Below are 21,435 nucleotides of genomic sequence, written 5' to 3' on the forward strand. Positions count from 1 at the left end.
TGCGCCGCGTCGTTTCATGCCGCGCCGCGTCCGGGACACGAGACCGTCATGCAGGAGGCGTGCCGTTGATCGCCAGCACATGGCCGGCGAGATACAGCGAGCCTGATATCAGGATGCGCGGCGGCACGTCGTAGGCGAGCTTCGCCAAGGCGCGCAGCGCGGCTTCGACGCCGGAAACGGTCTCGACGCGCATGCCGAGGCTGCGCGCGGCATCCGCGAGGCGATCGACCGGCATTGCGTTCTCGGTGTCGGGAATCGGCACCGCGATGATATGACGGGTGAGGCCGGCGAAATTGGCGAGAAATCCCTGCGCGTCCTTGTTGGCCATCATGCCCGCGATCACCACCAGCGGCCGCGACACCCGCTCCTCGAGATCGCCGAGCGCCGCCGCAGTGACACGCCCGCCCTCCGCATTGTGGCCGCCGTCGAGCCAGATCTCGGAGCCCTGCGGACCCCAGGACAGCAATTCGCCCGAGGTGAGGCGCTGCATCCGCGCCGGCCATTCGGCACCGATGATGCCGGCTTCGAACGCGGCGTGGTTGACCTTGATGGCCGGAAGCGCCCGCAGCGTCGCGATCGCGAGCCCGGCATTGGCGAATTGGTGACGGCCGAACAGACGCGGCGCCGGGAGATCCATCAGGCCGCGATCGTCGGAATAGACCAGACGCCCGCGTTCGACATTGACGTGCCAGCTCTCGTTGGCGGCAAGCAGCGGCGCACGCATGCGTTTGGCCTGCGCTTCGATCACGGCCATCGCCTCCGGCATTTGCTCGGCGCAAATCACGGGCACGCCGCGCTTGATGATCGCGGCCTTCTCGCCGGCAATCGACGTCAGCGTATCGCCGAGGAAATCCGTGTGGTCCATGCTGACGGGCGTGATGACGCAGGCCGCCGGCACATCGACCACGTTGGTCGAATCGAGCCGGCCGCCGAGGCCGACCTCGAGCAGCACCACGTCGGCCGGGTTCTGCGCGAACAGGTGAAACGCGGCAGCCGTCTTCAACTCGAACACGGTCGCGGCCTCGCCGGCATTGACGCGCTCGACCTCTTCCAGCGCGGCGCGCAACTCGTCGTCACCGATGAGCACGCCGCCGCCCACGCGGCCGAGCCGGAAGCATTCGTTGATGCGGACGAGATAGGGCGAGGTATAGGCGTGGACCCGCAAGCCCGCAGCTTCCAGCGTCGCGCGCAGATAAGCCAGCGTCGAACCCTTGCCGTTGGTGCCGGCGATGTGGATCACCGGCGGCAGCTTGCTTTCGGGGTGACCGAGCCGTTCGAGCAGGCGGTGCATCCGCTCGAGCCCGAGATCGATGCGCTTCTGATGCAGGGACGACAGCCGCCCGATCAATTCGCCGAGCGGTGTCTTTGCACTGTCAGAGGAGGCGTTCACGCGTGGGGCGCAGCCGGCGCCGTCTCGGCGGCCGATACGATCTGCGCCGGGCTCGCCACCGGCTGCACTGATTTCGATGCGCCTTCCAGCGCCGGCGCCTTGGTCAGCAGTCGGCAGAGCCGCGCCAGCGTCGGGCGCAATTCGTGGCGGTGCACGACCATGTCGACCATGCCGTGCTCCTTGAGGTACTCGGCGCGCTGGAAACCTTCCGGCAGCTTCTCGCGGATGGTCTGCTCGATCACGCGCGCGCCGGCGAAGCCGATCAGCGCACCGGGCTCGGCGATCTGCACGTCGCCCAGCATCGCATAGGACGCGGTGACGCCACCGGTGGTCGGATTGGTCAGCACGACGATATAGGGCAGTTTTGCCTCGCGCAGCATCTGCACCGCGACCGTGGTGCGCGGCATCTGCATCAGCGACAGGATACCCTCCTGCATGCGCGCGCCGCCCGAGGCGGCGAACACGATGAACGGCGACTTCTTCTCGACCGCGAGTTCCATCCCGCGCACGATGGCCTCGCCCGCGGCCATGCCGAGCGAGCCGCCCATGAAGTCGAAATCCTGCACGGCGACGACGACGGCGGAGCCTTCGAGCTTGCCGTAGCCGACCTTGATCGCGTCGTTCAGATTGGTCCGCGCCCGCGCATCCTTGATGCGGTCGACATATTTCTTCTCGTCGCGGAACTTGAGCGGGTCGGGTGTGACCTCGGGCAGCGCGACGTCGAACCAGGTCTCGTTGTCGAAGATCGACTTCAGGCGCGCCACCGCGCCCATGCGCATGTGGTAGTTCGAGCCGGGAATGACGAACTGGTTGGCCTCGACGTCCTTGTAGAACACGAGCTGCCCGGAATCCGGACATTTGATCCACAGATTCTCCGGCGTCTCCCGCCGCAGCATGTTGCGGATCTTCGGCCGGACCACATTGGTAAGCCAGTTCATGGTTTGCTCCGATGTGCGAACCCGCTTCGCGGATCGCCTGAAGGATATATGGCCGCCGGGCGCCCGTCCGGCAAGCCGCCGGGCGCGACCCTCAAGAGCGGAACCATGGCCTATTCCGCCGCCTGAGACGCGCCCTTGACGCCCTGGGCCAGGGCCGCCGTGAGCTCTGCCACGGCGTTGACGGTTTTGGCGGTCGCCCGCCCTTCGGCATCGAGGCTGCTCTTGAGCGCATCGACCAATGCGGTACCGACGACCGCACCATTGGCATGCGAGGCAATGGCGCGCGCCGTCTCCGGCGTGCGGATACCGAAGCCGACGCAGACCGGCAGCTTGGTGTGCCGCTTGATGCGGGCAACTGCCCCGCTCACGGCCGCGGAGTCCGCCGCCGCCGCACCGGTGATGCCGGTGATGGAGACGTAGTAGACGAAGCCCGAAGTGTTGGCGAGCACGGCCGGCAGACGCTTGTCGTCGGTCGTCGGGGTCGCCAGGCGGATGAAATTGAGACCGGCCTTCATCGCGGGCAGGCAGAGCTCGTCGTCTTCCTCCGGCGGCAGGTCGACGATGATGAGACCATCGACGCCCGCGCTCTTGGCGTCGACCAGAAACTTGTCGACGCCATAGATGTAGATCGGATTGTAGTAACCCATCAGCACGATCGGCGTCGCGTTGTCGTCCCTGCGGAAGCCGCGCACCAGCTCGAGCGTCTTCTTCAGCGTCATGCCGGCCTTGAGCGCGCGCAGGCCCGCAGCCTGGATCGACGGGCCGTCGGCCATCGGATCGGTGAAGGGCATGCCGATCTCGATCACGTCCGCGCCGGACTTCGGCAGCGCCTTGATGATCTCGAGCGAGGTCGCCGGATCGGGATCGCCGGCCATCAGGAAGGTCACGAAGGCCGAGCGGCCCTGCTTCGCAAGCTCGGCAAAACGGGTGTCGATACGCGTGGTCATGATCCGGCCGCCGCTGTGCTATACCTCTCCCCTCCGGGGAGAGGTCGGCTGCGAGGCAGCCGGGTGAGGGGGATGGAGAGGTTCAAGTCCAGAGCGCGAAGGCTCCGCGAGTCGCAGACGAGTGCCGAAGCAAAGCTTTGGCAAGCGCTGCGCAACAGGCAGCTCGCCCGCTGGAAGTTTCGCCGACAGCATCCGATTGATCGGTACATCGTCGACTTCGTGACTTTGGACGGCAAGCTCATCGTTGAAGTTGATGGCGTCCCGCATTCCGGCCCAGCGGAGGTCCAACGCGACAAGATCAGGACCGAAGTTCTCGAGGCCTGCGGATTCCTCGTCATTCGGGTCTCGAACACGGATGTGTACGAGAATCTCGAGGGCGTGCTTGAGCTCATCGCATCTTCACTGAGATTCGAATAAGCGGAGAGACCCCTCACCCGGCTGCTTCGCAGCCGACCTCTCCCCGACGGGGAGAGGTGAAGAGAGTGCGACACCCGCCTCACTTGCTCTTGCCCCTCAGGATGTCGCCGACCTGCGGGACATCCTTGTCCCCGCGGCCGGAGAGATTGACGACCATCAGGTGATCCCTGGGCCGTTTCGGCGCGAGCTCCACCACCTTGGCGATGGCGTGCGCGGGTTCGAGCGCGGGAATGATGCCTTCGAGCTTCGACAGCAGCTGGAACGCGGCGAGCGCCTCGTCGTCCGTCGCGGAGAGATAGTTCACGCGGCCGACCTCGTGCAGCCAGGAATGCTCGGGGCCGATGCCGGGATAGTCGAGGCCGGCCGAGATCGAATGCGCGTCCTGGATCTGGCCGTCCGCATCCATCAAGAGATAAGTGCGGTTGCCGTGCAGCACGCCGGGACGGCCGCCCGCGATCGAGGCCGCATGCAGTTGCGTGAGCCCATGGCCTGCGGCTTCGACTCCGAAGATCTCGACCGTGGGATCGTCGAGGAAGGGATGGAACAGGCCCATCGCGTTCGAGCCGCCGCCGATGCAGGCGACCAGCGAATCCGGCAGGCGCCCCTCGACCTCCTGCATCTGCGCCTTGGTCTCGTTGCCGATGATCGACTGGAAGTCGCGCACCAGCGTCGGATAGGGATGCGGGCCTGCGACCGTGCCGATGCAATAGAAGGTGTTGTGCACGTTGGTGACCCAGTCGCGCAGCGCCTCGTTCATGGCGTCCTTGAGCGTGCGCGTGCCCGACTGCACCGGCATCACCTTGGCGCCCAGCATCTCCATGCGTATGACGTTGGGCTGCTGCCGCTCGACGTCGACGGCGCCCATATAGACCACGCATTCGAGGCCAAAGCGCGCGCACAGCGTCGCAGTGGCGACCCCGTGCTGGCCGGCGCCGGTCTCGGCGATGATGCGCTTCTTGCCCATGCGCCGCGCCAGCATGATCTGGCCGAGCACGTTGTTCACCTTGTGCGAACCGGTGTGGTTGAGCTCTTCGCGCTTGAGGTAGATCTTGGCGCCGCCGAGATGCTCGGTCAGGCGTTCGGCGAAATAGAGCGGCGAAGGCCGGCCGACATAGTTCTTGAGGTAGCCGTTCATCTCGGCCTGGAAGGCCGGATCGTCCTTGGCGGCGGTGTAGGCCTTTTCCAGGTCGAGGATCAGCGGCATCAGGGTTTCGGCGACGAAGCGGCCACCGAAGATGCCGAAATGGCCGCGCTCGTCGGGGCCGCTGCGGTAGGAATTGGGTTTGGCGACGGTCATCGAACACTCAACTCTTGGCTGGCGCGCGCGGCGCGAATGAAGGCCTTGATCATCTCGGGATCCTTGACGCCGGGGGCGCTCTCGACACCGGAGGACACGTCGACGCCGCCGGCGCGGGTGACGCGGAGGGCTTCAGTGACGTTGTCGGCGTGAAGCCCGCCCGAGACCATATAGGGCAGTTTCAGATCGAGATTTTCCAGCAGGTGCCAGTCGAAGGGCTCCCCCAGGCCGCCGGGCCGCGTCGCATCCTTCGGCGCGCGCGCGTCGAACAAGATGCTGTCGGCGACTGCGGCGTAGCCCGGCAGAACGGCGAGATCGGCGGATGTTGCGACCGGGACCGCCTTCATCACCGGACGGCCGAACCGCTGCTTGATGTCGCGCAGCCGCGCCACGCTCTCCTTGCCATGGAGCTGGAAGATGTCCGGCGACAGCGCATCCATGATGTTGTCGAGCGTGGCGTCGTCGGCATCGACCGTGAGCGCGACCTTGAGCGCGCGCTGCTTCACCTGGCGGCCCAGCTCGCGCCCGGCCTCCAGGGAGAGATGTCGCGGGGACGGCGGAAAGAACACGAATCCCACCATGTCGGCACCGGCGTCGAGCGCCGTTTGAAGCGTCTCCCGCGTGGACAGGCCGCAGATTTTGACGAGCAGGGACATGGTCTCGAAGCAGATGGAGGCCGCGGGGTCCGCGGCCGGAAAACGGGGCTTTCGGTCGGGGCCGCTTCTACAACGTCGCGCGCTGCTTGTCTCGCCCGACGGGCCCGTACAGGCCCACCCCGGAGGGAGAGGGAAGCCGCAGGGACTCGGGCTTCGCTGCGGCCGTCTGGGCCCGCAGATCGGCCAGTTCGGCCCTGGCGGTCCGGGCCTCCGCGTCATTCCGGCGCGCCGCGCGCCGCCAGCGCCGCTGGCCGAACCAGACGGCTGAGCCGCCGACCACGACGCCCAGCGCAGCCACCAGGATCAGGAGCAGGAACAGCGGCAACGTCAGCGACAGCGACGGGTCGTCGGAAATGAAGGGATCGAAGGAGACCGTGACGAAATGCCGGTTGGCGACGGCGAACGCGACCAGGATCACGCCCAAGGGAATCACGATCAGCGCGGTCAGGAACTTTCGCATCTCGCTTCGCTCGCCTTGAATCAAGCCTGCGGCCGTATCGCGCGCGACCGCGAAAAACCCTGAGGCCGGCCTTGGAGCATGATCCGGAAAAGTGTGCAGCGGTTTTCCGAAAAGATCATGCTCAAACAATAACCTAAAGCGCGATCACATCGCGCTTTAGTCTGCCGCGCCGGGATCCGGATGGTCGCGGTTCAGCCGCTCGCGCATTTCCTTGCCGGTCTTGAAGAACGGAACGCTCTTCTGATCGACGGGCACATGGGCGCCGGTGCGTGGATTGCGCCCTGCGCGTGCAGGGCGGTGCTTGACCGAGAAGGCACCGAAGCCGCGCAGCTCGACGCGATCACCGCGCGCAAGCGCCGCTACGATCTCTTCGAGAATCGCATTCACAATGTTCTCGACATCCCGCTGGTACAGATGCGGGTTGTGCTCGGCGATACGCTGAACAAGTTCGGATTTGATCATCGAGAGATAGGACCCGGAAGCGTGCGGATGACCATTTCCGTGAAAATACCGTGATCTGTCAAGACGCTAAATCAAGGCTGGGCATCGCGAAAATACGTGACAAATGCCGAAAAAGCGTGCTGCGCCGGCACTCGCAGGGCGAGAAAACTTTGCGGAACTCGCCTGTTCCCGTCAGTTTGATGCGGCCGGTTGCCACAAGGCCAGCATGCCATCCATTCCGAGCCGGTCGACCGCCTGCGCGACGCCGGTTTGGCCGATCTGATGCGCAATCGAGCCCAAACCGAGCGCTTCCAGCGTCACGGCAGCGGCCGTCTTGAGGAAAGTCAGATCGCCAAAGCGCGGCTGAAGCTTGTAATCGCGTACCGGAAGCCCCTTCTTGACGCCCTTGTGCTCGACCAGCCAGGTCACCGCCGCCTTCTCATCGCCGATCTGGTCGATCAGCTTGAGATCGATCGCCTGGCGCCCGGTGAAGACACGGCCATCGGCGACTTTTTCGAGCTGCGTGTCATCCATGCCACGCCGCTCCTTCACCATTCCCTTGAACCAGGCGTAGGAATCCTTGACAAGCGCATCGAGCGCGGCACGCGCCTCGGGACTGGTCGGCTCAAAACCGTTGGGTGCCGCCTTCAGCGGCGAGGACTTCACCTCCTCGACCTTGACGCCGATGGTCTTCAGCAGCTCGGAGACGTTGGGGTACTGGAACAGCACGCCGATCGAGCCGACCAGCGAGCTCTGCTGGGCGATGATGTGGTCGCTCGCGATCGCCGTGATGTAGCCGCCCGATGCGGCGAGACCCTCGACGACGACGACCAGCGGCTTCTTCGCCTTCAGGCGGGTGAGCGAGTCGTAGAGCTGCTCGGAGCCGGCAGTGGTGCCGCCCGGCGAGTTGATGTGAACGATGACGGCGGCGGCCGCCGAATTCTCCAGCCGCTCCAGCGCCTGGGTGCGCTCGGAATCGCTGCGGATCAATCCATCGATATGAACGCGCGCGATCGAGCCGGCGGATGCGAAGGTGCCGCGCGCCCCCGGTGTCGCGATCAGCGCGAAGCTCGCGATCGCCGCGATCGCGATCAGCGCGGCCATCACACGCCAGAACGTCAGCTTGCGGCGGATCCTGCGGCGATCGACGATGATGTCCGAATCGAGCGACATCGGAATATCTCCAAATGAAAGGCTGGGCGCGTTGTGCCGTCACAGCGTGACCATTGGCTTATCTGGATACATCAATTGCGGCGCAATTTGAAGAAATGAAGGCTTCGTGAGGCAAGCAAGTCGCCACAACACTCCGTCGTCATCCCCGCGAACGCGGGGATCCATAACCCCGGGAGGCGTGTGACGCGAGACGCCCACTCGGAGTCTTCGCCAACCACTTCCTGTGGGTATGGGTCCGGGAGCTGCGCCTGTCCGGGATGACAGCAGAGTTTGTGGAGACCGCAACAAAAAAGCCCCGGCTCGCGCCGGGGCCTTGATGTCAGCAAAACGGACGTTTCGCTTACTTGCTGTCGCGGTTCTTGAGCGCGGTGCCCAGAATGTCGCCGAGCGTCGCGCCCGAATCGGAAGAGCCGTACTGCGCGATGGCTTCCTTCTCTTCGGCGACTTCGAGCGCCTTGATCGACACCTGGACCTTGCGGGCCTTCTTGTCGAACTGGATCACGCGGGCATCGACCTTCTCGCCGACGGCGAAGCGTTCGGCGCGCTGGTCGTTGCGGTCACGGGCGAGTTCCGAGCGCTTGATGAAGGTGGTGAAGTCGGTACCGGCGATCTTCACCTCGATACCGCTCTCCTTCACTTCGAGCACTTCGCAGGTCACGACCGCGCCCTTCTTGACATCGCCCGGCTCGGCGAAGGGGTCGCCTTCGAGCTGCTTGATGCCGAGCGAGATGCGCTCCTTCTCGACGTCCACATCGAGCACCACGGCCTTCACCATGTCGCCCTTCTTGTAGTTGTCGATCACCTGCTCGCCCGGAAGCTTCCAGTCGAGGTCGGAGAGGTGGACCATGCCGTCGACGTCGCCCTCGAGACCCAGGAACAGACCGAACTCGGTCTTGTTCTTGACCTCGCCCTCGACCACCGAACCGGTCGGGTGAGCTTCGACGAAGACCTCCCAGGGGTTGCGCATGGTCTGCTTGAGGCCGAGCGAGATGCGGCGCTTGACGGAATCGACTTCCAGCACCTGCACGTCGACTTCCTGCGAGGTCGAGACGATCTTGCCGGGATGCATGTTCTTCTTGGTCCACGACATCTCGGAGACGTGGATCAGGCCTTCGATGCCCGGCTCGAGCTCGACGAACGCACCGTAGTCGGTGATGTTGGTGACGCGGCCGGTGAAGCGGGCACCCAGCGGGTACTTGGCTTCGATGCCCTGCCACGGATCGTCCAGCAGCTGCTTCATGCCCAGCGAGATGCGGTGCGTCTCGTGGTTGATCTTGATGATCTTGACCTTCACGGTCTGGCCGATCGAGAGCACCTCGGTCGGGTGGTTGACGCGGCGCCACGCGATATCGGTGACGTGCAGCAGGCCGTCGATGCCGCCGAGGTCGACGAACGCACCGTAATCGGTGATGTTCTTGACCACGCCGTCGATGACCTGACCCTCTTCGAGGTTCTGCACCAGCTCCTGACGCTGCTCGGCGCGGGTCTCTTCCAGCACCGTGCGGCGGGAGACGACGATGTTGCCGCGGCGGCGGTCCATCTTGAGGATCTGGAACGGCTGCGAGTTGTTCATCAGCGGCGCAACGTCGCGGATCGGGCGGATGTCGACCTGCGAGCGCGGCAGGAACGCCACGGCACCGTCGAGGTCGACCGTGAAGCCGCCCTTGACCTGGTTGAAGATGACGCCGTTGACCTTCTCGTTGTTCTGGAACGCCTTCTCGAGCTTGCCCCAGCTCTCTTCGCGGCGCGCCTTGTCGCGGGACAGCACGGCTTCGCCGAGCGCGTTTTCGATGCGATCGAGGAACACTTCCACCTCGTCGCCGACCTTGAGATCGCTTTCACGGCCGGGGCCGGAAAATTCGCGCAGCGCAACGCGGCCCTCGGTCTTCAGGCCGACGTCGATGACGGCCATGTCCTTTTCAATTGCAACCACCTTGCCCTTGATGACGGAGCTTTCCTGCAGGTTGCCGCCTGCGAAGGACTCGTCGAGCATCGCGGCGAAATCGTCACGCGAAGGGCTATAGGTATCAGCAGAAGTCGAAGCCATTTGTTCTCCAGTTGCGGATCTCTTGCCGGCCGTTGGGTTCATGGGCGCATCGCACGCGCAGTGTCGGAAGGTCCGCAAAAACCTTCGAGCGACCGCTCGCTGCCCCGGCTCGGCGCCGGAACAGCGGAAGCGGGCCGGCAGAGGCCCGCGCGTTCGATACGTGGAATCTTTGTCCGGAGCCTGGATTGCGCCGGCCCCGAAACAGGGACCGAGGTATCGACATCAAAGAGGCGGGAGCGGGCGCTTCCTCCAATGACGGCTGCGGCTTAACCCCGCGACCGGCCCGCTCGGACGGCCTCGATAATGTCGATGGCGGCCCGGACGCCGCCTTCTATATCCAGTTGGGAGTTATCTAGCAAGTAAGCATCCGGGGCCGGTTTCAAAGGCGCAATCGGCCGGTTCTTGTCGCGTTCGTCGCGCTGGATGATGTCGGCGAGCACGGCGGCCTCGTCTGCCTCCTCGCCCCTCGCCCTGGCCTCCATGGTGCGGCGGCGCGCGCGAACCTTGGGGTCTGCGACGACGAAGATCTTCACGTCGGCATGGGGGCAGATCACGGTTCCAATGTCCCGGCCGTCCAGCACCGCTCCGGGCGGATCGGCGGCGAATTGCCGCTGGAAGTTGACCAGGACCTCGCGGACCCTGGGGATCGCCGAGACGATCGAGGCGCCCTCGCCGGCCTTCTGGGTCTTCAGCGCGGGATTGCCGAACTTTTCGGGGTCGAGCTCCAGCGCGGCCTGCACCGCCGCCGCCTCGTCGCGAAGATCGTGGCCGGACTCCATGAGAGAATAGGCCACCGCGCGGTAGATCACGCCGGTATCCAAGTGGCGATAGCCGTAATGATGGGCGAGACGCTTGCCGAGCGTCCCCTTGCCCGAGGCCGCCGGCCCGTCGATGGCGATGATCATGAAAACTCGGCCCCTAGCGAACGCATCATCGGAATGAAATCCGGGAAACTGGTGGCGATGAAAGCGGTGTCGTCGACCGTCACCGGCTGGTCGGAGGCGCAGCCCATCACCAGGGCCGACATCGCGATGCGATGGTCCATGTGGGTGGCGACGATACCGCCACCGGGGACATGGCCGCGGCCCTCGACGATCAGATCATCGCCTGAGACCTCGACCTTGACGCCGTTGACGCGGAGCATGGCGGCGGTCGCCTCCAACCGGTCGGATTCCTTGACGCGCAGCTCCTGCAGCCCGCGCATGATCGTCGTGCCTTCGGCGAAGGAGGCCGCGACCGCCAGCACCAGATATTCGTCGATCATCGAGGGCGCGCGCTCCGGCGGCACCTCGACGCCGCGCAGCTTCGAGGCGCGCACGCGCAAGCGCGCCATCGGCTCGCCGGCATCGCCCCGCACCTCGCTCTCCTCGATCGAGGCGCCCATTTCGCGCAGCGTGGTGAACAGACCGGTGCGCAGCGGATTGGTCATGACGTCGGACAGCACGATATCGGAGCCCTCGACGACCAGCGCCGCAACAATCGGGAAGGCCGCCGAAGAGGGATCGGCGGGGACGACGACATTGGCGCCATGCAGCTCGGGCTCGCCCACCAGCGTGATGCGGCGGCCGTGCTGGCCTTCCTGGACCGAGGTGATGTCGGCGCCAAAATGCTTCAGCATCAGCTCGGTGTGGTCGCGGCTGGCCTCGCTCTCGATCACGGTCGTAGTGCCCGGCGCCGCCAGGCCCGCCAGCAGCACGGCCGATTTGATCTGGGCCGAGGCGACCGGGGTCCTGTAGGTGATCGGCAGCGGATCGCGCGCGCCCTGGAGGGTCAGCGGCAGACGGCCGCCCTCGCTCCTGGACACGACCCTCGCGCCCATCTTTTCCAGCGGATCGAGGATCCGGCGCATGGGGCGGCTGCGCAGCGAGGCGTCGCCGTCGAACACCGCCGAGATCGGGCAGCCGGCAACGGCGCCCATGACCAGCCGGCAGCCGGTGCCGGAATTGCCGAAATCCAGCGGCGCCTTGGGCTGGGCGAAGCCCCCAACGCCCACGCCCTGCACTTTCCACGCGAAATCGCCGGTACGCTCGACCCTGGCGCCGAGCGCCTGCATGGATTTGGCTGTGTTGAGGACGTCCTCGCCCTCCAGCAGGCCTGAAATCCCGGTCTCGCCGACCGCGAGCGCGCCCAGGATGAGGGCGCGGTGGGAGATCGATTTGTCCCCGGGCACCCGTACTTTCCCGGTCAAAGGACCGCTGGCGCGGGCCTGGAGCGGCCTCGGTTGGTCGGAATGGGTCAAGATTGTGTCCTTGGATGCGCCCTCACCGGGCTGCGGCGCAGGTATCACATGGTCCGCGCCTCGTCACGGGCATGTCGTTCTCCTGTAATGCGCTATTGACAGCGGGCCGCCAACTAGCCAAGTGAAGCACCGCTTTTCAGACATTCCCAGGATTCCTGCCGTGGCCAAGTCCGAACTCGGAACTAAACGTATTTGCCCGACCACGGGCAAGAAGTTCTATGACCTCAACAAGAATCCGGTGATCTCGCCCTATACCGGCGAGGTGGTGCCGATCGCTCCGGTGGCGCCCGCTCGCGTCCCCCGCGGCGCCGAAGCCCGGCACGCGGCGACAGCGGATGCCGCGCCGGAGCCGGCGGAGGCCGAAGAATTGGTTTCCCTCGAGGAGGCCGATGCCGAGGAAAATACCGGCAAGGTCAAGGCCGTCGTGCCGGAATCCGAGGATGATATCGAGGTCGATGAGACCATCGACGACGACGATGACGATGATTCGACCTTCATTGCCGACGAGGAAGAGGGCGATGAGGACGTGACCGACATCATTGGTGACGTCGGAGGTGATGAAGAGACTTGAGATCAGCCCTGATCTGTGAAAAAGGGTGCACCGCGCGAGTCGAAAGGGCTCGCCGGTCCGGGGTGATCGACCAGGTTCACCCCGGTGAAGAATTAAGGGGCCATAGCTCAGCTGGGAGAGCGCTTGCATGGCATGCAAGAGGTCGGCGGTTCGATCCCGCCTGGCTCCACCAGCCTTCGCTGGCTTCGCCTGCTTCGGCTCGGCAAGCCCTTTCGTAGCGAAGGCTGCCGCGGCGTAGCCCAAAGGGCGAAGCTGGGCTCCATCCGCAAACCTCCAGTTCGCAGCTTCGACTCGGCAAGCCCTCTCGTAGCGAGGCGGGGCTCAGTAGAACGGAAGCGAGTATAAGAACTCCTCGACAACTGGGGAGCGTGCCGTGAAGTACGTCTACATTCTAGAAAGCCTCCGTAGCCTCCACTTTTATGTCGGGATCACCGACTACCTGCGCGCCCGATTGGCAAAGCACAATGCCGGCGAGGTACCTCACACTTCGAAATTCGGGCCTTGGCGCCTCAAGACTTACGTCGCGTTCAGCAATGCGAAGCAGGCTGTCGCGTTTGAGAGATACCTGAAGTCAGCGTCCGGCCGCGCCTTCGCCAAGAAGCGCCTCTAACCCCCTACTCCCCAATCACCGCATTGAGCCTGTCGCGCAGCGCGACGATCTCGTCCTTCATCGCGACCAGTTCCGACACCGAGCAATCCGACGCCGCCAGGATCGACTGCGGCACGGCGCGGGCCTTTTCCTTGAGCGCGTATCCCTGCGGCGTCAGCGCGATCAGCACCTGACGCTCGTCCTCGCGCGAGCGGGTGCGCTTGACGAGGTGGGCGGCCTCGAGCCGCTTGAGCAGCGGCGTCAGCGTGCCCGAATCCAGGAACAGCTTCTCGCCGATGTCCTTGACCGGCACGTCGTCGCGCTCCCACAGCACCAGCATCACCAGATATTGCGGATAGGTCAGGCCGAGCCGGTCGAGCAGCGGCTTGTAGACGCGGTTGAAGGCATGCGCTGCGGAATAGACCGCAAAGCAGATCTGGTTGTCGAGCCGCAGCGGCGCGTCCGCTACCGATGGTTTCCGGGCCATTGCAGAATCTCACGAGGTTCGGCGGCATTGTGGGGCCGGTCGGCGCCACATTCAATTGCGAACAATTAAATGTGAGACGTCGCATTTTCAATTGCGCACAATCTAATTGCCTGCAATAAAGATCGCACCCACCCAAGATCAGGGAGACCACAATGTCCGTGAACGTCCTCTACAAGACCAGCGCAAAAGCCACCGGCGGCCGCGACGGCCATGCCGCGACCCTCGACGGCGCGCTCGACGTCAAGCTCACCACGCCGAAGGAGCTCGGCGGCGGTGGCGGCGCCGGCAACAATCCCGAGCAGCTGTTCGCGGCCGGCTATGCCGCCTGCTTCATCGGCGCGATGAAGTTCGTGGCTTCGCAGGGCGGCCCGAAGGTGCCGGCCGACGCCTCCGTCACCTCGACCGTCGGCATCGGCCCGCGCTCCGAGGGCGGCTTCGGCCTCGACATCGACCTGGCCGTCTCGCTGCCGGGCCTTGCCCGCGCCGAGGCCGAGGCGCTGGTCGAAAAGGCGCATCAGGTGTGCCCCTACTCCAATGCCACGCGCGGCAATGTCGACGTTCGCCTGACGGTCGTCTGATCGGGAGTGCGGATGGGCTGGCCCGGGATCCCCCTCGGGCCGGCCGTTTCCCCTGATTTGCCATTCTGCGGGATTGCGCGCAGCGGCGCATACGCCCCTTACCCGGAGGGGCATTGCTGGCGTGCACGAACCTCGCTAGGCCTGTGATCAAACCTCGACACAGGAGAAGCGAAGGCATGAGTTCTCAAGCCGCCCTAGGTGCCATGAGCGGACTGCGCGTCGTCGATCTCACGCGCGTGCTCGGCGGTCCCTACTGCACCCAGATCCTCGCCGACCATGGCGCCGACGTGATCAAGGTCGAGCCGCCCGCGGGCGACGAGGTGCGCGAATGGGGCCCTCCCTTCCACGAGGAGGACGCGGCCTATTTCGTCGGCATCAACCGCAACAAGCGCTCGATCGGCCTCGACCTCGGCTCCGAGGGCGGCCGCGCGGTGCTGCTCAAGATGCTGGAGACGGCCGACGTCCTGATCGAGAATTTCAAGCCGGGCACGCTGGAGAAATGGGGCATCGGCAACGAGAGCTTGCGCGAAAAATTCCCGCGCCTCGTGCATTGCCGGATCTGCGGTTTCGGTGCCGACGGCCCGCGCGGCGGCAACCCCGGCTATGACGCCATCATCCAGGCCATGACCGGCATGATCGCGGCGACCGGCTCGCCCGAGAGCGGGCCGATGCGGATCGGCGTGCCGCTGGTCGACATCACCACCGGACTCTATGCGGCGATCGGCATCCTGATGGCGCTTTCGGAGCGGCAGCGCTCCGGCAAGGGCCAGTTCCTGGAGACGACGCTGTACGAGACCGGCCTTGCCATCATGCATCCGCACACCGCGAACTATTTCATGCATGGCAAGCCGCCGAGCCTCACCGGCAACGAGCACCCGAACCTCGTGCCCTACGCGATCTTCCCGACCAAGACCGACAACATCTTCATCGGCGTCGGCAATGACGGCACCTTCCGCAAGCTCGCCAAGGAGATCGGCAAGCCCGAGCTCGGCACCGACCCGCGCTTTGCCCGCAACAAGGACCGTATCGCCAATCGCGAGGCGCTGCGTGCCGAGCTTGCCGCCGTGTTCAGCCAGCACGAGGCTGAGCCGCTGTGCAATCGCCTGCTCGCGGCAGGCCTGCCCGCCGGCCCCGTGCAGAAGATCGACCAGGCGTTGACGAATCCGCACACGATCGCGCGCGGCGATATTATCGAGAAGGACTGGTACAAGGGCGTCGCCTCGCCGATCCGGCTCGATCGCTCAAAGCCGAGCCTGCGCCGCCTGCCGCCGAAATTCAGCCAGCACGCGGCGGAGGTGCTCGGCGAGTTCGGCTACTCCAAGGCCGAGATCGACGCGATGGTCGAGAACGGCACGGTCTGCGGCCCCGAGCGCAAGCGCTGAGTGGCGCGATCAAATAAGATCGCGAGCGGCACCGCAAGTGAGCTCCCTCGCCCGCTTGCGGGGGAGGGCCGAGGAGAGGGTGTCTCCGCGACGGGACAATCCCCAGAGGATAAAGCCCTCACCCGGCGCTGCGCGCCGACCTCTCCCGCAAAGCGGGAGAGGTTTGGAGCCCGCGGCCTGACCGTCAGCGTCACACAACGATGCCGCACTGCGGCGCGGACTGCGCATGTGCAGCGTGGGCGGAGGAGTGCGCGCACGGCTTCGCCTATTTGACCGCTTTCCTTTTCAAGCGCTTGCCGCTTTCGTTTCGGCCGCTTACACAGTCATGTGAACGTCATATGGCGCTGCTAGCGCAAGCGCTTCTTCAGTGACGGGCAAGGGAGGTTTCTTGATGGCTCTTCGACATTTTGGTGCGGCTGCCGCATTTGCACTCACGGTCGGCTTGTCGGCTTCGCCGGCCCTGGCTGTGACCGAAATCCAGTGGTGGCACGCGATGACCGGTGCCAACAACGATGTCATCGTCAAGCTCGCCAGCGACTTCAACGCCGCGCAGAGCGACTACAAGGTGATCCCGACCTACAAGGGCAACTACGCCGACACGATGAACGCCGGCATCGCGGCGTTCCGCGCCGGCAACGCGCCGCACATCATGCAGGTGTTCGAGGTCGGCACCGCCACCATGATGGCCGCGACCGGCGCCGTGAAGCCGGTCTACAAGCTGATGGCAGAGACCGGCGAGAAGTTCGATCCGAAGGCCTATCTGCCCGCGATCACCGGCTATTATTCGACCTCGAAGGGCGAGATGCTGTCCTTCCCCTTCAACTCGTCGTCGACCGTCATGTGGGTCAATCTCGACGAGCTGAAGAAGGCGAATGTCGAGATCCCGAAGACCTGGCCCGAAGTGTTCGATGCCGCCAAGAAACTGAAGGCGGCCGGCCACGCGACCTGCGGCTTCTCGAACTCCTGGGTCACCTGGGTCAATCTCGAACAGCTCTCCGCCTGGCACAACGTGCCGCTCTCGACCAAGGCCAACGGCCTCGACGGCTTCGACACCGTGCTCTCCTTCAACGGACCGCTCCAGGTCAAGCATCTCGAAAATCTGGTCGAGCTCCAGAAGGACAAGACCTACGACTATGCCGGCCGCACCAACACCGGCGAAGGCCGCTTCACGTCGGGCGAATGCCCGCTCTACCTGACCTCGTCGGCGTTCTTCGGCAACGTCAAGGCGCAGGCCAAGTTCGCCTTCACCGCGGTGCCGATGCCCTATTATCCCGACGTGAAGGGCGCGCCGCAGAACTCGATCATCGGCGGCGCCTCGCTCTGGATCATGGGCGGCAAGTCGGCCGACGAATACAAGGGCGTCGCGAAATTCCTGACCTTCCTCTCGGACACCGATCGCCAGGTCTATATCCACAAGTCCTCGGGCTATCTGCCGATCACCAAGGCGGCCTATGAGAAGGCCAAGGCCGAAGGCTTCTACAAGGACCAGCCCTATCTCGAGACCCCGCTGCTCGAGCTGACCAACAAGGAGCCGACCGAGAACTCTCGCGGCCTGCGCCTCGGCAACATGGTGCAGCTCCGCGACGTCTGGGCGGAAGAGATCGAGCAGGCGCTGGCCGGCAAGAAGACCGCCAAGCAGGCGCTGGATGCGGCCGTCGAGCGCGGCAACACCATGCTGCGGCAGTTCGAAAAGACCGCCGTGAAGTAAGGCGACAAGCGGCAGGCCGGTGAAGCCGGCCTGCCGCTGCTGCGGGCATCATGCAAAAGCAAGCCATCTTCCAATCCAAGCTGTTGCCCTACGCGCTGGTTGCGCCGCAGCTCGCGATCGTCCTGATTTTCTTCTACTGGCCGGCCTTGCAGGCGGTGATCCAGTCCTTCCTGCTCCAGGACGCCTTCGGCCTCTCGACCAGCTTCGTCTGGTTCGAGAACTATATCGACCTGTTCAAGGAGCCCGCCTATTTCGAGGCGATCCTGCGCACCTTCTTCTTCTCGTTCGCGATCGCGGTGTCGTCGCTGTCGTTCGCGCTGCTGCTCGCCGTGATGGCGGACAAGCCGCTGCGCGGCTCGATGCTCTACCGCACGCTGCTGATCTGGCCCTATGCGGTAGCGCCGCCGGTCGTCGGCGTGCTCTGGATCTTCATGCTGCATCCCTCGCTGGGCGTGCTCTCGCGCTATCTGCGGGCCCTCGGCATCGACTGGAATCCGCTGCTCGACGGCGACCAGGCCGCGGCGCTGATCATCCTCGCCGCCGCCTGGAAGCAGATCTCCTACAATTTCCTGTTCTTCCTCGCCGGCCTGCAGAGCATCCCTCGAAGCGTGCTCGAGGCCGCCGCGATCGACGGCGCGCGCCCGATGCGGCGGTTCTGGACCGTGACCTTCCCGCTGCTGTCGCCGACCATCTTCTTCCTCCTGGTCGTCAACATCGTCTACGCCTTCTTCGATACGTTCGGCATCATCGACACCATGACCCGGGGCGGCCCCGGCAAGTCGACCGAGACGCTGGTCTACAAGGTCTATACCGACGGCCTGCTCGGCGGAAATCTCGGCAGCTCTGCGGCACAGTCGGTGATCCTGATGATCATGGTCATCGTGCTGACGGGCATCCAGTTCCGCTTCGTCGAACGCAAGGTGACCTACTGATGGTCGAGGAAGAGGGCTTCCGGCGCTACGTCGCCCACATCATCCTGTGGATCGGGATCGCGATCGTCGCCTTCCCGGTCTATCTCGCCTTCATCGCCTCCACCCAGGACAACGCGGTGATCGCCAACGGCCAGATGTCGCTGCTGCCGGGCGGTCATTTCCTCGAGACCTACTACCAGACGATTTTCGTCGGCACGAGCGGCTCGACCCGCGAGCCGGTCGGCAACATGATGCTGAACTCGCTGGTGATGGCGCTGCTGATCGCCGTCGGCAAGATCGCGATCTCGATCATCTCGGCCTATGCGATCGTCTATTTCCGCTTTCCGTTCCGGATGCCGATCTTCTGGCTGATCTTCATCACGTTGATGCTGCCGGTCGAGGTGCGCATCTATCCGACCTACAAGATCGTTGCCGACCTGCACATGCTCGACAGCTATGCGGGTCTCTCGCTGCCGCTGATCGCCTCGGCCACCGCGACGCTGCTGTTCCGCCAGTTCTTCATGACGGTGCCGGACGAATTGCTGGAGGCCTCACGCATCGACGGCGCAGGTCCCTTCCGCTTCTTCTGGGATACGCTGCTGCCGCTGTCGCGCACCAACATGGCGGCGCTGTTCGTGATCCTGTTCATCCTCGGCTGGAATCAATATCTCTGGCCGCTGCTGATCACCACGCGCGACGACATGCAGACCATCCAGATCGGCATCCGCAAGATGATCACCACCACCGACGCGCTGACCGAATGGCCGATCGTGATGGCGACCGCCGTGCTGGCCATGCTGCCGCCGGTGTTCGTCGTCGTCGTCATGCAGAAGCTGTTCGTGCGCGGACTGGTCGAGACGGAAAAGTGAAGATGGCGAATAGTGAGTGGCGAGCAGCGAATGGGGTCGCTGCGTCCGCCTTGCGTACCAACCAGTCCCCATTCGCCACTCCCTATTCGCTATTCGCCGGAAAATCCCATGGCTAACGTCACCCTGCGCAACGTCCGCAAGACCTATCCCGGCGGCTTCGAAGCCATCAAGGGCGTCGACGTCGATGTCGGCGACGGACAGTTCTGCGTGCTGGTCGGCCCCTCCGGCTGCGGCAAGTCCACGCTGCTGCGCATGGTCGCGGGACTCGAAACGGTCACCGGCGGCGAGATCGACATCGGCGGCCGGATCGTCAACGGAATCGAGCCCGCCGACCGCGACATCGCGATGGTGTTCCAGAACTACGCGCTCTATCCGCATATGAGCGTCTACAACAACATGGCCTACGGCCTGCGCAACCGCGGCATGGCGGAGGCGGAGATCAGGACCCGCGTCGACGAAGCCGCGCGCATCCTCGAGCTCACATCTATGCTGGAGCGCAAGCCGCGCCAGCTCTCGGGCGGCCAGCGCCAGCGCGTCGCGATGGGCCGCGCCATCGTGCGCCAGCCCAAGGTGTTTCTGTTCGACGAGCCGCTCTCCAATCTCGACGCCAAGCTGCGCATCGCGATGCGGGTCGAGATCCGCAAATTGCAGCGCCGGCTCAACACGACCTCGATCTATGTCACCCACGACCAGCTCGAGGCGATGACGCTCGCCGACATTCTTGTCGTGATGAACGGCGGCCAGGTCGAGCAGGTCGGCAATCCCCTCGCGATCTACGAGAAACCGGCGACGACCTTCGTCGCCTCCTTCATCGGCGCGCCGCCGATGAATTTGATGTCGACGCGGCCCGAGGAGATCCGCTCGCAGCTCGCCGGCAGCGCCGCGGCCGACGCCGGCATCCTCGGCATCCGCCCGGAAGACTTCGTCATCACCGACCAGACCCCGGACGGCGGCGTCGCCCTGCCGCTCACCGTGGAAGCGATCGAGCGCGTCGGCGCCGAAACCTTCGTCTACGGCTCGCGCGAGCAGGAAGAGCAGCGCGTCGCCGCCACGCCCGGCGAGCTGCCGCCCGGCGAGATCATCGTCCGCATTCCCGGAACCGAGGCGCCCGCCATCGGCGCGAAAATCCGCGTTGCTGCCGTGCACCAAAAGCTGCACCTTTTCAGCAGCGACGGGCGCACGCGGATCGAGGTCTGACCGGCTTCGGAAGGCCGATCGATCAAAACTGCGAAAACAACCCCATGCACAGTAGAAGGGGGTTTGTTTTCATTGGGGAAATTCAGCGGCAGTTTCGTCATGCCCGGGCTTGCCCCAGACCATCCACGTTCTGCTGCGAGGAAGGTTCGTGGAGGGCCGGGACAGGCCCGGCCATGACGATCATTGAAGCATTCCCGCGCGCTGTCTGGCCCCGGTGACGGACGGCCATGGCCCATCCACAGCCCTCCGCTACGTCCTTGAACCCACACGGGAACATGCCCATATTGCTGATCAAGGGGTGCCTTGACGGGCCCTGAAACACCAAAGTCGCTTCTGCGAGGACTTTGTAAACTATGTCTCGTGTTCCAACGCTCTCCAGTCCCTTTCTGCTGGGCTTCGACGAGATCGAGCGCGTGCTCGACCGCGTCGTCAAAGGCGCCGACGGCTACCCTCCCTACAATATCGAGAGGTGCGGCGGATCGGACGGCCAGCCCGAGCGCTTGCGCATCACGCTGGCGGTTGCCGGATTCACGCGCGACCAACTCGATGTAACCATTGAGGAAAACCAGCTCGTGATCCGCGGGCGGCAGCAGGACGACAAGACCCGGCAATACATCCATCGCGGCATCGCCGCGCGCCACTTCCAGCGCACCTTCGTGCTGGCGGAGGGGATGCTGGTGCTGGGTGCGGATCTGAAGAACGGGCTGTTGTCGATCGATCTGGCCCGGCCAGAACCGGAGAGGATCGTTAAGACAATCGCTATCAATGAGCACGAATAATGGAACGAGTAGCGGACTCGACCGCTTAGTGTTCCAGAGGAGTCGAGACCATGAGTGAAGGTCACGTTGCGTTCGAATACGAAGCCAAGAACGTCTCTCCGGAGACGCTGGCAACCCTGGGCGAAGGCCATATCGCCTATGTGAAGCAGATCCGTTCCGAGGACGTGCCGGACCTGTTTCCCGAGGCGCCGAAAATCGCGCCAGGTCTCAAGCTGTTCGCGCTCCACGCCGCCGACGGCACGCCGATCATGCTGACCGACAGCCGCGAAGCCGCCGTCGCCAACGCCTGGAGCAACGAGCTGCAAGCGGTGAGCGTGCACTAAAGCGCTCGCGCGTCGCACGAATAGGGTTTCAACGGG

23 protein-coding genes and 1 tRNA gene are annotated in these 21,435 nt (G+C 64.7%); 12 read left to right on the top strand and 12 right to left on the bottom strand.

What is annotated here, in order from left to right:
* Window positions 1–46: 46 nt before the first annotated feature.
* From FJV43_RS16205 to trpA, 3 genes are all read right to left on the bottom strand, one after another.
* Complete coding sequence (locus FJV43_RS16205) at window positions 47–1,390, bottom strand: folylpolyglutamate synthase/dihydrofolate synthase family protein (protein WP_239628464.1); 1,344 nt, start codon at window positions 1,388–1,390, stop codon at window positions 47–49.
* Window positions 1,387–2,328, bottom strand: a complete 942-nt coding sequence (gene accD / locus FJV43_RS16210; protein ID WP_239628466.1) for an acetyl-CoA carboxylase, carboxyltransferase subunit beta — start codon at window positions 2,326–2,328, stop codon at window positions 1,387–1,389. Before accD ends, FJV43_RS16205 begins: the two co-directional genes overlap by 4 nt.
* A 110-nt stretch (window positions 2,329–2,438) precedes the next feature.
* Entirely contained in the window at window positions 2,439–3,275 is an 837-nt protein-coding gene (gene trpA, locus FJV43_RS16215) for a tryptophan synthase subunit alpha (protein WP_239628467.1), read from the bottom strand.
* 72 nt (window positions 3,276–3,347) lie between these two features.
* Between trpA and FJV43_RS16220 the strand changes: the two genes are divergently transcribed.
* Window positions 3,348–3,692: a DUF559 domain-containing protein gene (locus FJV43_RS16220; RefSeq protein ID WP_239628469.1), complete on the top strand. Its 345-nt coding sequence runs from the start codon at window positions 3,348–3,350 to the stop codon at window positions 3,690–3,692.
* Window positions 3,693–3,771: 79 nt separating this feature from the next.
* Here the strand turns inward: FJV43_RS16220 and trpB are convergent, their stop codons facing one another.
* The 8 genes from trpB to aroA all read right to left on the bottom strand — a co-directional run bounded on the left by trpB (window position 3,772) and on the right by aroA (window position 12,005).
* Window positions 3,772–4,989, bottom strand: coding sequence for a tryptophan synthase subunit beta (gene trpB, locus FJV43_RS16225; protein WP_239628470.1), 1,218 nt, complete (start codon window positions 4,987–4,989; stop codon window positions 3,772–3,774).
* Complete coding sequence (locus tag FJV43_RS16230) at window positions 4,986–5,645, bottom strand: phosphoribosylanthranilate isomerase (RefSeq protein ID WP_239628472.1); 660 nt, start codon at window positions 5,643–5,645, stop codon at window positions 4,986–4,988. The genes trpB and FJV43_RS16230 overlap by 4 nt, the downstream gene beginning before the upstream one ends.
* Window positions 5,646–5,712: 67 nt before the next feature.
* Window positions 5,713–6,105, bottom strand: coding sequence for a lipopolysaccharide assembly protein LapA domain-containing protein (locus FJV43_RS16235; RefSeq protein ID WP_239628474.1), 393 nt, complete (start codon window positions 6,103–6,105; stop codon window positions 5,713–5,715).
* 156 nt (window positions 6,106–6,261) lie between these two features.
* Entirely contained in the window at window positions 6,262–6,567 is a 306-nt protein-coding gene (locus tag FJV43_RS16240) for an integration host factor subunit beta (RefSeq protein WP_008539997.1), read from the bottom strand.
* Between the two features lie 171 nt (window positions 6,568–6,738).
* Entirely contained in the window at window positions 6,739–7,719 is a 981-nt protein-coding gene (sppA, locus tag FJV43_RS16245; RefSeq protein WP_239628476.1) for a signal peptide peptidase SppA, read from the bottom strand.
* A 340-nt stretch (window positions 7,720–8,059) separates the two neighbouring features.
* A complete protein-coding gene (rpsA, locus tag FJV43_RS16250) occupies window positions 8,060–9,766 on the bottom strand; it encodes a 30S ribosomal protein S1 (RefSeq protein ID WP_061879957.1) in 1,707 nt (568 codons plus the stop codon).
* A 266-nt stretch (window positions 9,767–10,032) separates the two neighbouring features.
* Window positions 10,033–10,671, bottom strand: coding sequence for a (d)CMP kinase (gene cmk / locus FJV43_RS16255; protein WP_131870510.1), 639 nt, complete (start codon window positions 10,669–10,671; stop codon window positions 10,033–10,035).
* Window positions 10,668–12,005: a 3-phosphoshikimate 1-carboxyvinyltransferase gene (aroA, locus tag FJV43_RS16260; protein ID WP_239628477.1), complete on the bottom strand. Its 1,338-nt coding sequence runs from the start codon at window positions 12,003–12,005 to the stop codon at window positions 10,668–10,670. Before aroA ends, cmk begins: the two co-directional genes overlap by 4 nt.
* 160 nt (window positions 12,006–12,165) lie before the next feature.
* On the opposite strand from aroA, the gene FJV43_RS16265 reads away from it, so the two are divergent.
* The 3 genes from FJV43_RS16265 to FJV43_RS16275 all read left to right on the top strand — a co-directional run bounded on the left by FJV43_RS16265 (window position 12,166) and on the right by FJV43_RS16275 (window position 13,186).
* Entirely contained in the window at window positions 12,166–12,576 is a 411-nt protein-coding gene (locus FJV43_RS16265; protein ID WP_035673723.1) for a TIGR02300 family protein, read from the top strand.
* Between the two features lie 96 nt (window positions 12,577–12,672).
* Window positions 12,673–12,748: transfer RNA gene (locus FJV43_RS16270), tRNA-Ala, on the top strand.
* A gap of 201 nt (window positions 12,749–12,949) precedes the next feature.
* Window positions 12,950–13,186: a GIY-YIG nuclease family protein gene (locus FJV43_RS16275; protein WP_239628479.1), complete on the top strand. Its 237-nt coding sequence runs from the start codon at window positions 12,950–12,952 to the stop codon at window positions 13,184–13,186.
* Window positions 13,187–13,190: 4 nt separating this feature from the next.
* Here FJV43_RS16275 and FJV43_RS16280 read toward each other — a convergent pair whose 3' ends face one another.
* On the bottom strand, window positions 13,191–13,652 hold the full coding sequence (locus tag FJV43_RS16280) for a MarR family transcriptional regulator (protein WP_239628480.1): 462 nt from the start codon (window positions 13,650–13,652) through the stop codon (window positions 13,191–13,193).
* Window positions 13,653–13,804: 152 nt separating this feature from the next.
* Between FJV43_RS16280 and FJV43_RS16285 the strand changes: the two genes are divergently transcribed.
* From FJV43_RS16285 to FJV43_RS16320, 8 genes are all read left to right on the top strand, one after another.
* Window positions 13,805–14,230 carry an organic hydroperoxide resistance protein gene (locus tag FJV43_RS16285; protein ID WP_061023501.1) on the top strand — a complete coding sequence of 142 codons (426 nt, stop codon included), beginning with the start codon at window positions 13,805–13,807 and terminating at the stop codon, window positions 14,228–14,230.
* Between the two features lie 176 nt (window positions 14,231–14,406).
* Entirely contained in the window at window positions 14,407–15,612 is a 1,206-nt protein-coding gene (locus FJV43_RS16290; protein ID WP_239628482.1) for a CaiB/BaiF CoA-transferase family protein, read from the top strand.
* Between the two features lie 391 nt (window positions 15,613–16,003).
* On the top strand, window positions 16,004–17,320 hold the full coding sequence (gene ugpB / locus FJV43_RS16295; RefSeq protein ID WP_239628484.1) for a sn-glycerol-3-phosphate ABC transporter substrate-binding protein UgpB: 1,317 nt from the start codon (window positions 16,004–16,006) through the stop codon (window positions 17,318–17,320).
* 50 nt (window positions 17,321–17,370) lie between these two features.
* A complete protein-coding gene (gene ugpA, locus FJV43_RS16300) occupies window positions 17,371–18,252 on the top strand; it encodes a sn-glycerol-3-phosphate ABC transporter permease UgpA (RefSeq protein ID WP_239628485.1) in 882 nt (293 codons plus the stop codon).
* Window positions 18,252–19,100, top strand: a complete 849-nt coding sequence (gene ugpE / locus FJV43_RS16305; RefSeq protein ID WP_239628487.1) for a sn-glycerol-3-phosphate ABC transporter permease UgpE — start codon at window positions 18,252–18,254, stop codon at window positions 19,098–19,100. The genes ugpA and ugpE overlap by 1 nt, the downstream gene beginning before the upstream one ends.
* A gap of 108 nt (window positions 19,101–19,208) precedes the next feature.
* Window positions 19,209–20,297, top strand: a complete 1,089-nt coding sequence (locus tag FJV43_RS16310; protein WP_239628489.1) for a sn-glycerol-3-phosphate import ATP-binding protein UgpC — start codon at window positions 19,209–19,211, stop codon at window positions 20,295–20,297.
* A gap of 353 nt (window positions 20,298–20,650) precedes the next feature.
* A complete protein-coding gene (locus FJV43_RS16315; protein WP_035704151.1) occupies window positions 20,651–21,076 on the top strand; it encodes an Hsp20 family protein in 426 nt (141 codons plus the stop codon).
* A 50-nt stretch (window positions 21,077–21,126) separates the two neighbouring features.
* Window positions 21,127–21,399, top strand: a complete 273-nt coding sequence (locus FJV43_RS16320) for a DUF1150 domain-containing protein (RefSeq protein WP_018645064.1) — start codon at window positions 21,127–21,129, stop codon at window positions 21,397–21,399.
* Window positions 21,400–21,435 lie beyond the last annotated feature (36 nt).

The organism is Bradyrhizobium sp. I71, from assembly GCF_022354745.1.
Taxonomy (GTDB): Bacteria; Pseudomonadota; Alphaproteobacteria; order Rhizobiales; family Xanthobacteraceae; genus Bradyrhizobium; species Bradyrhizobium liaoningense.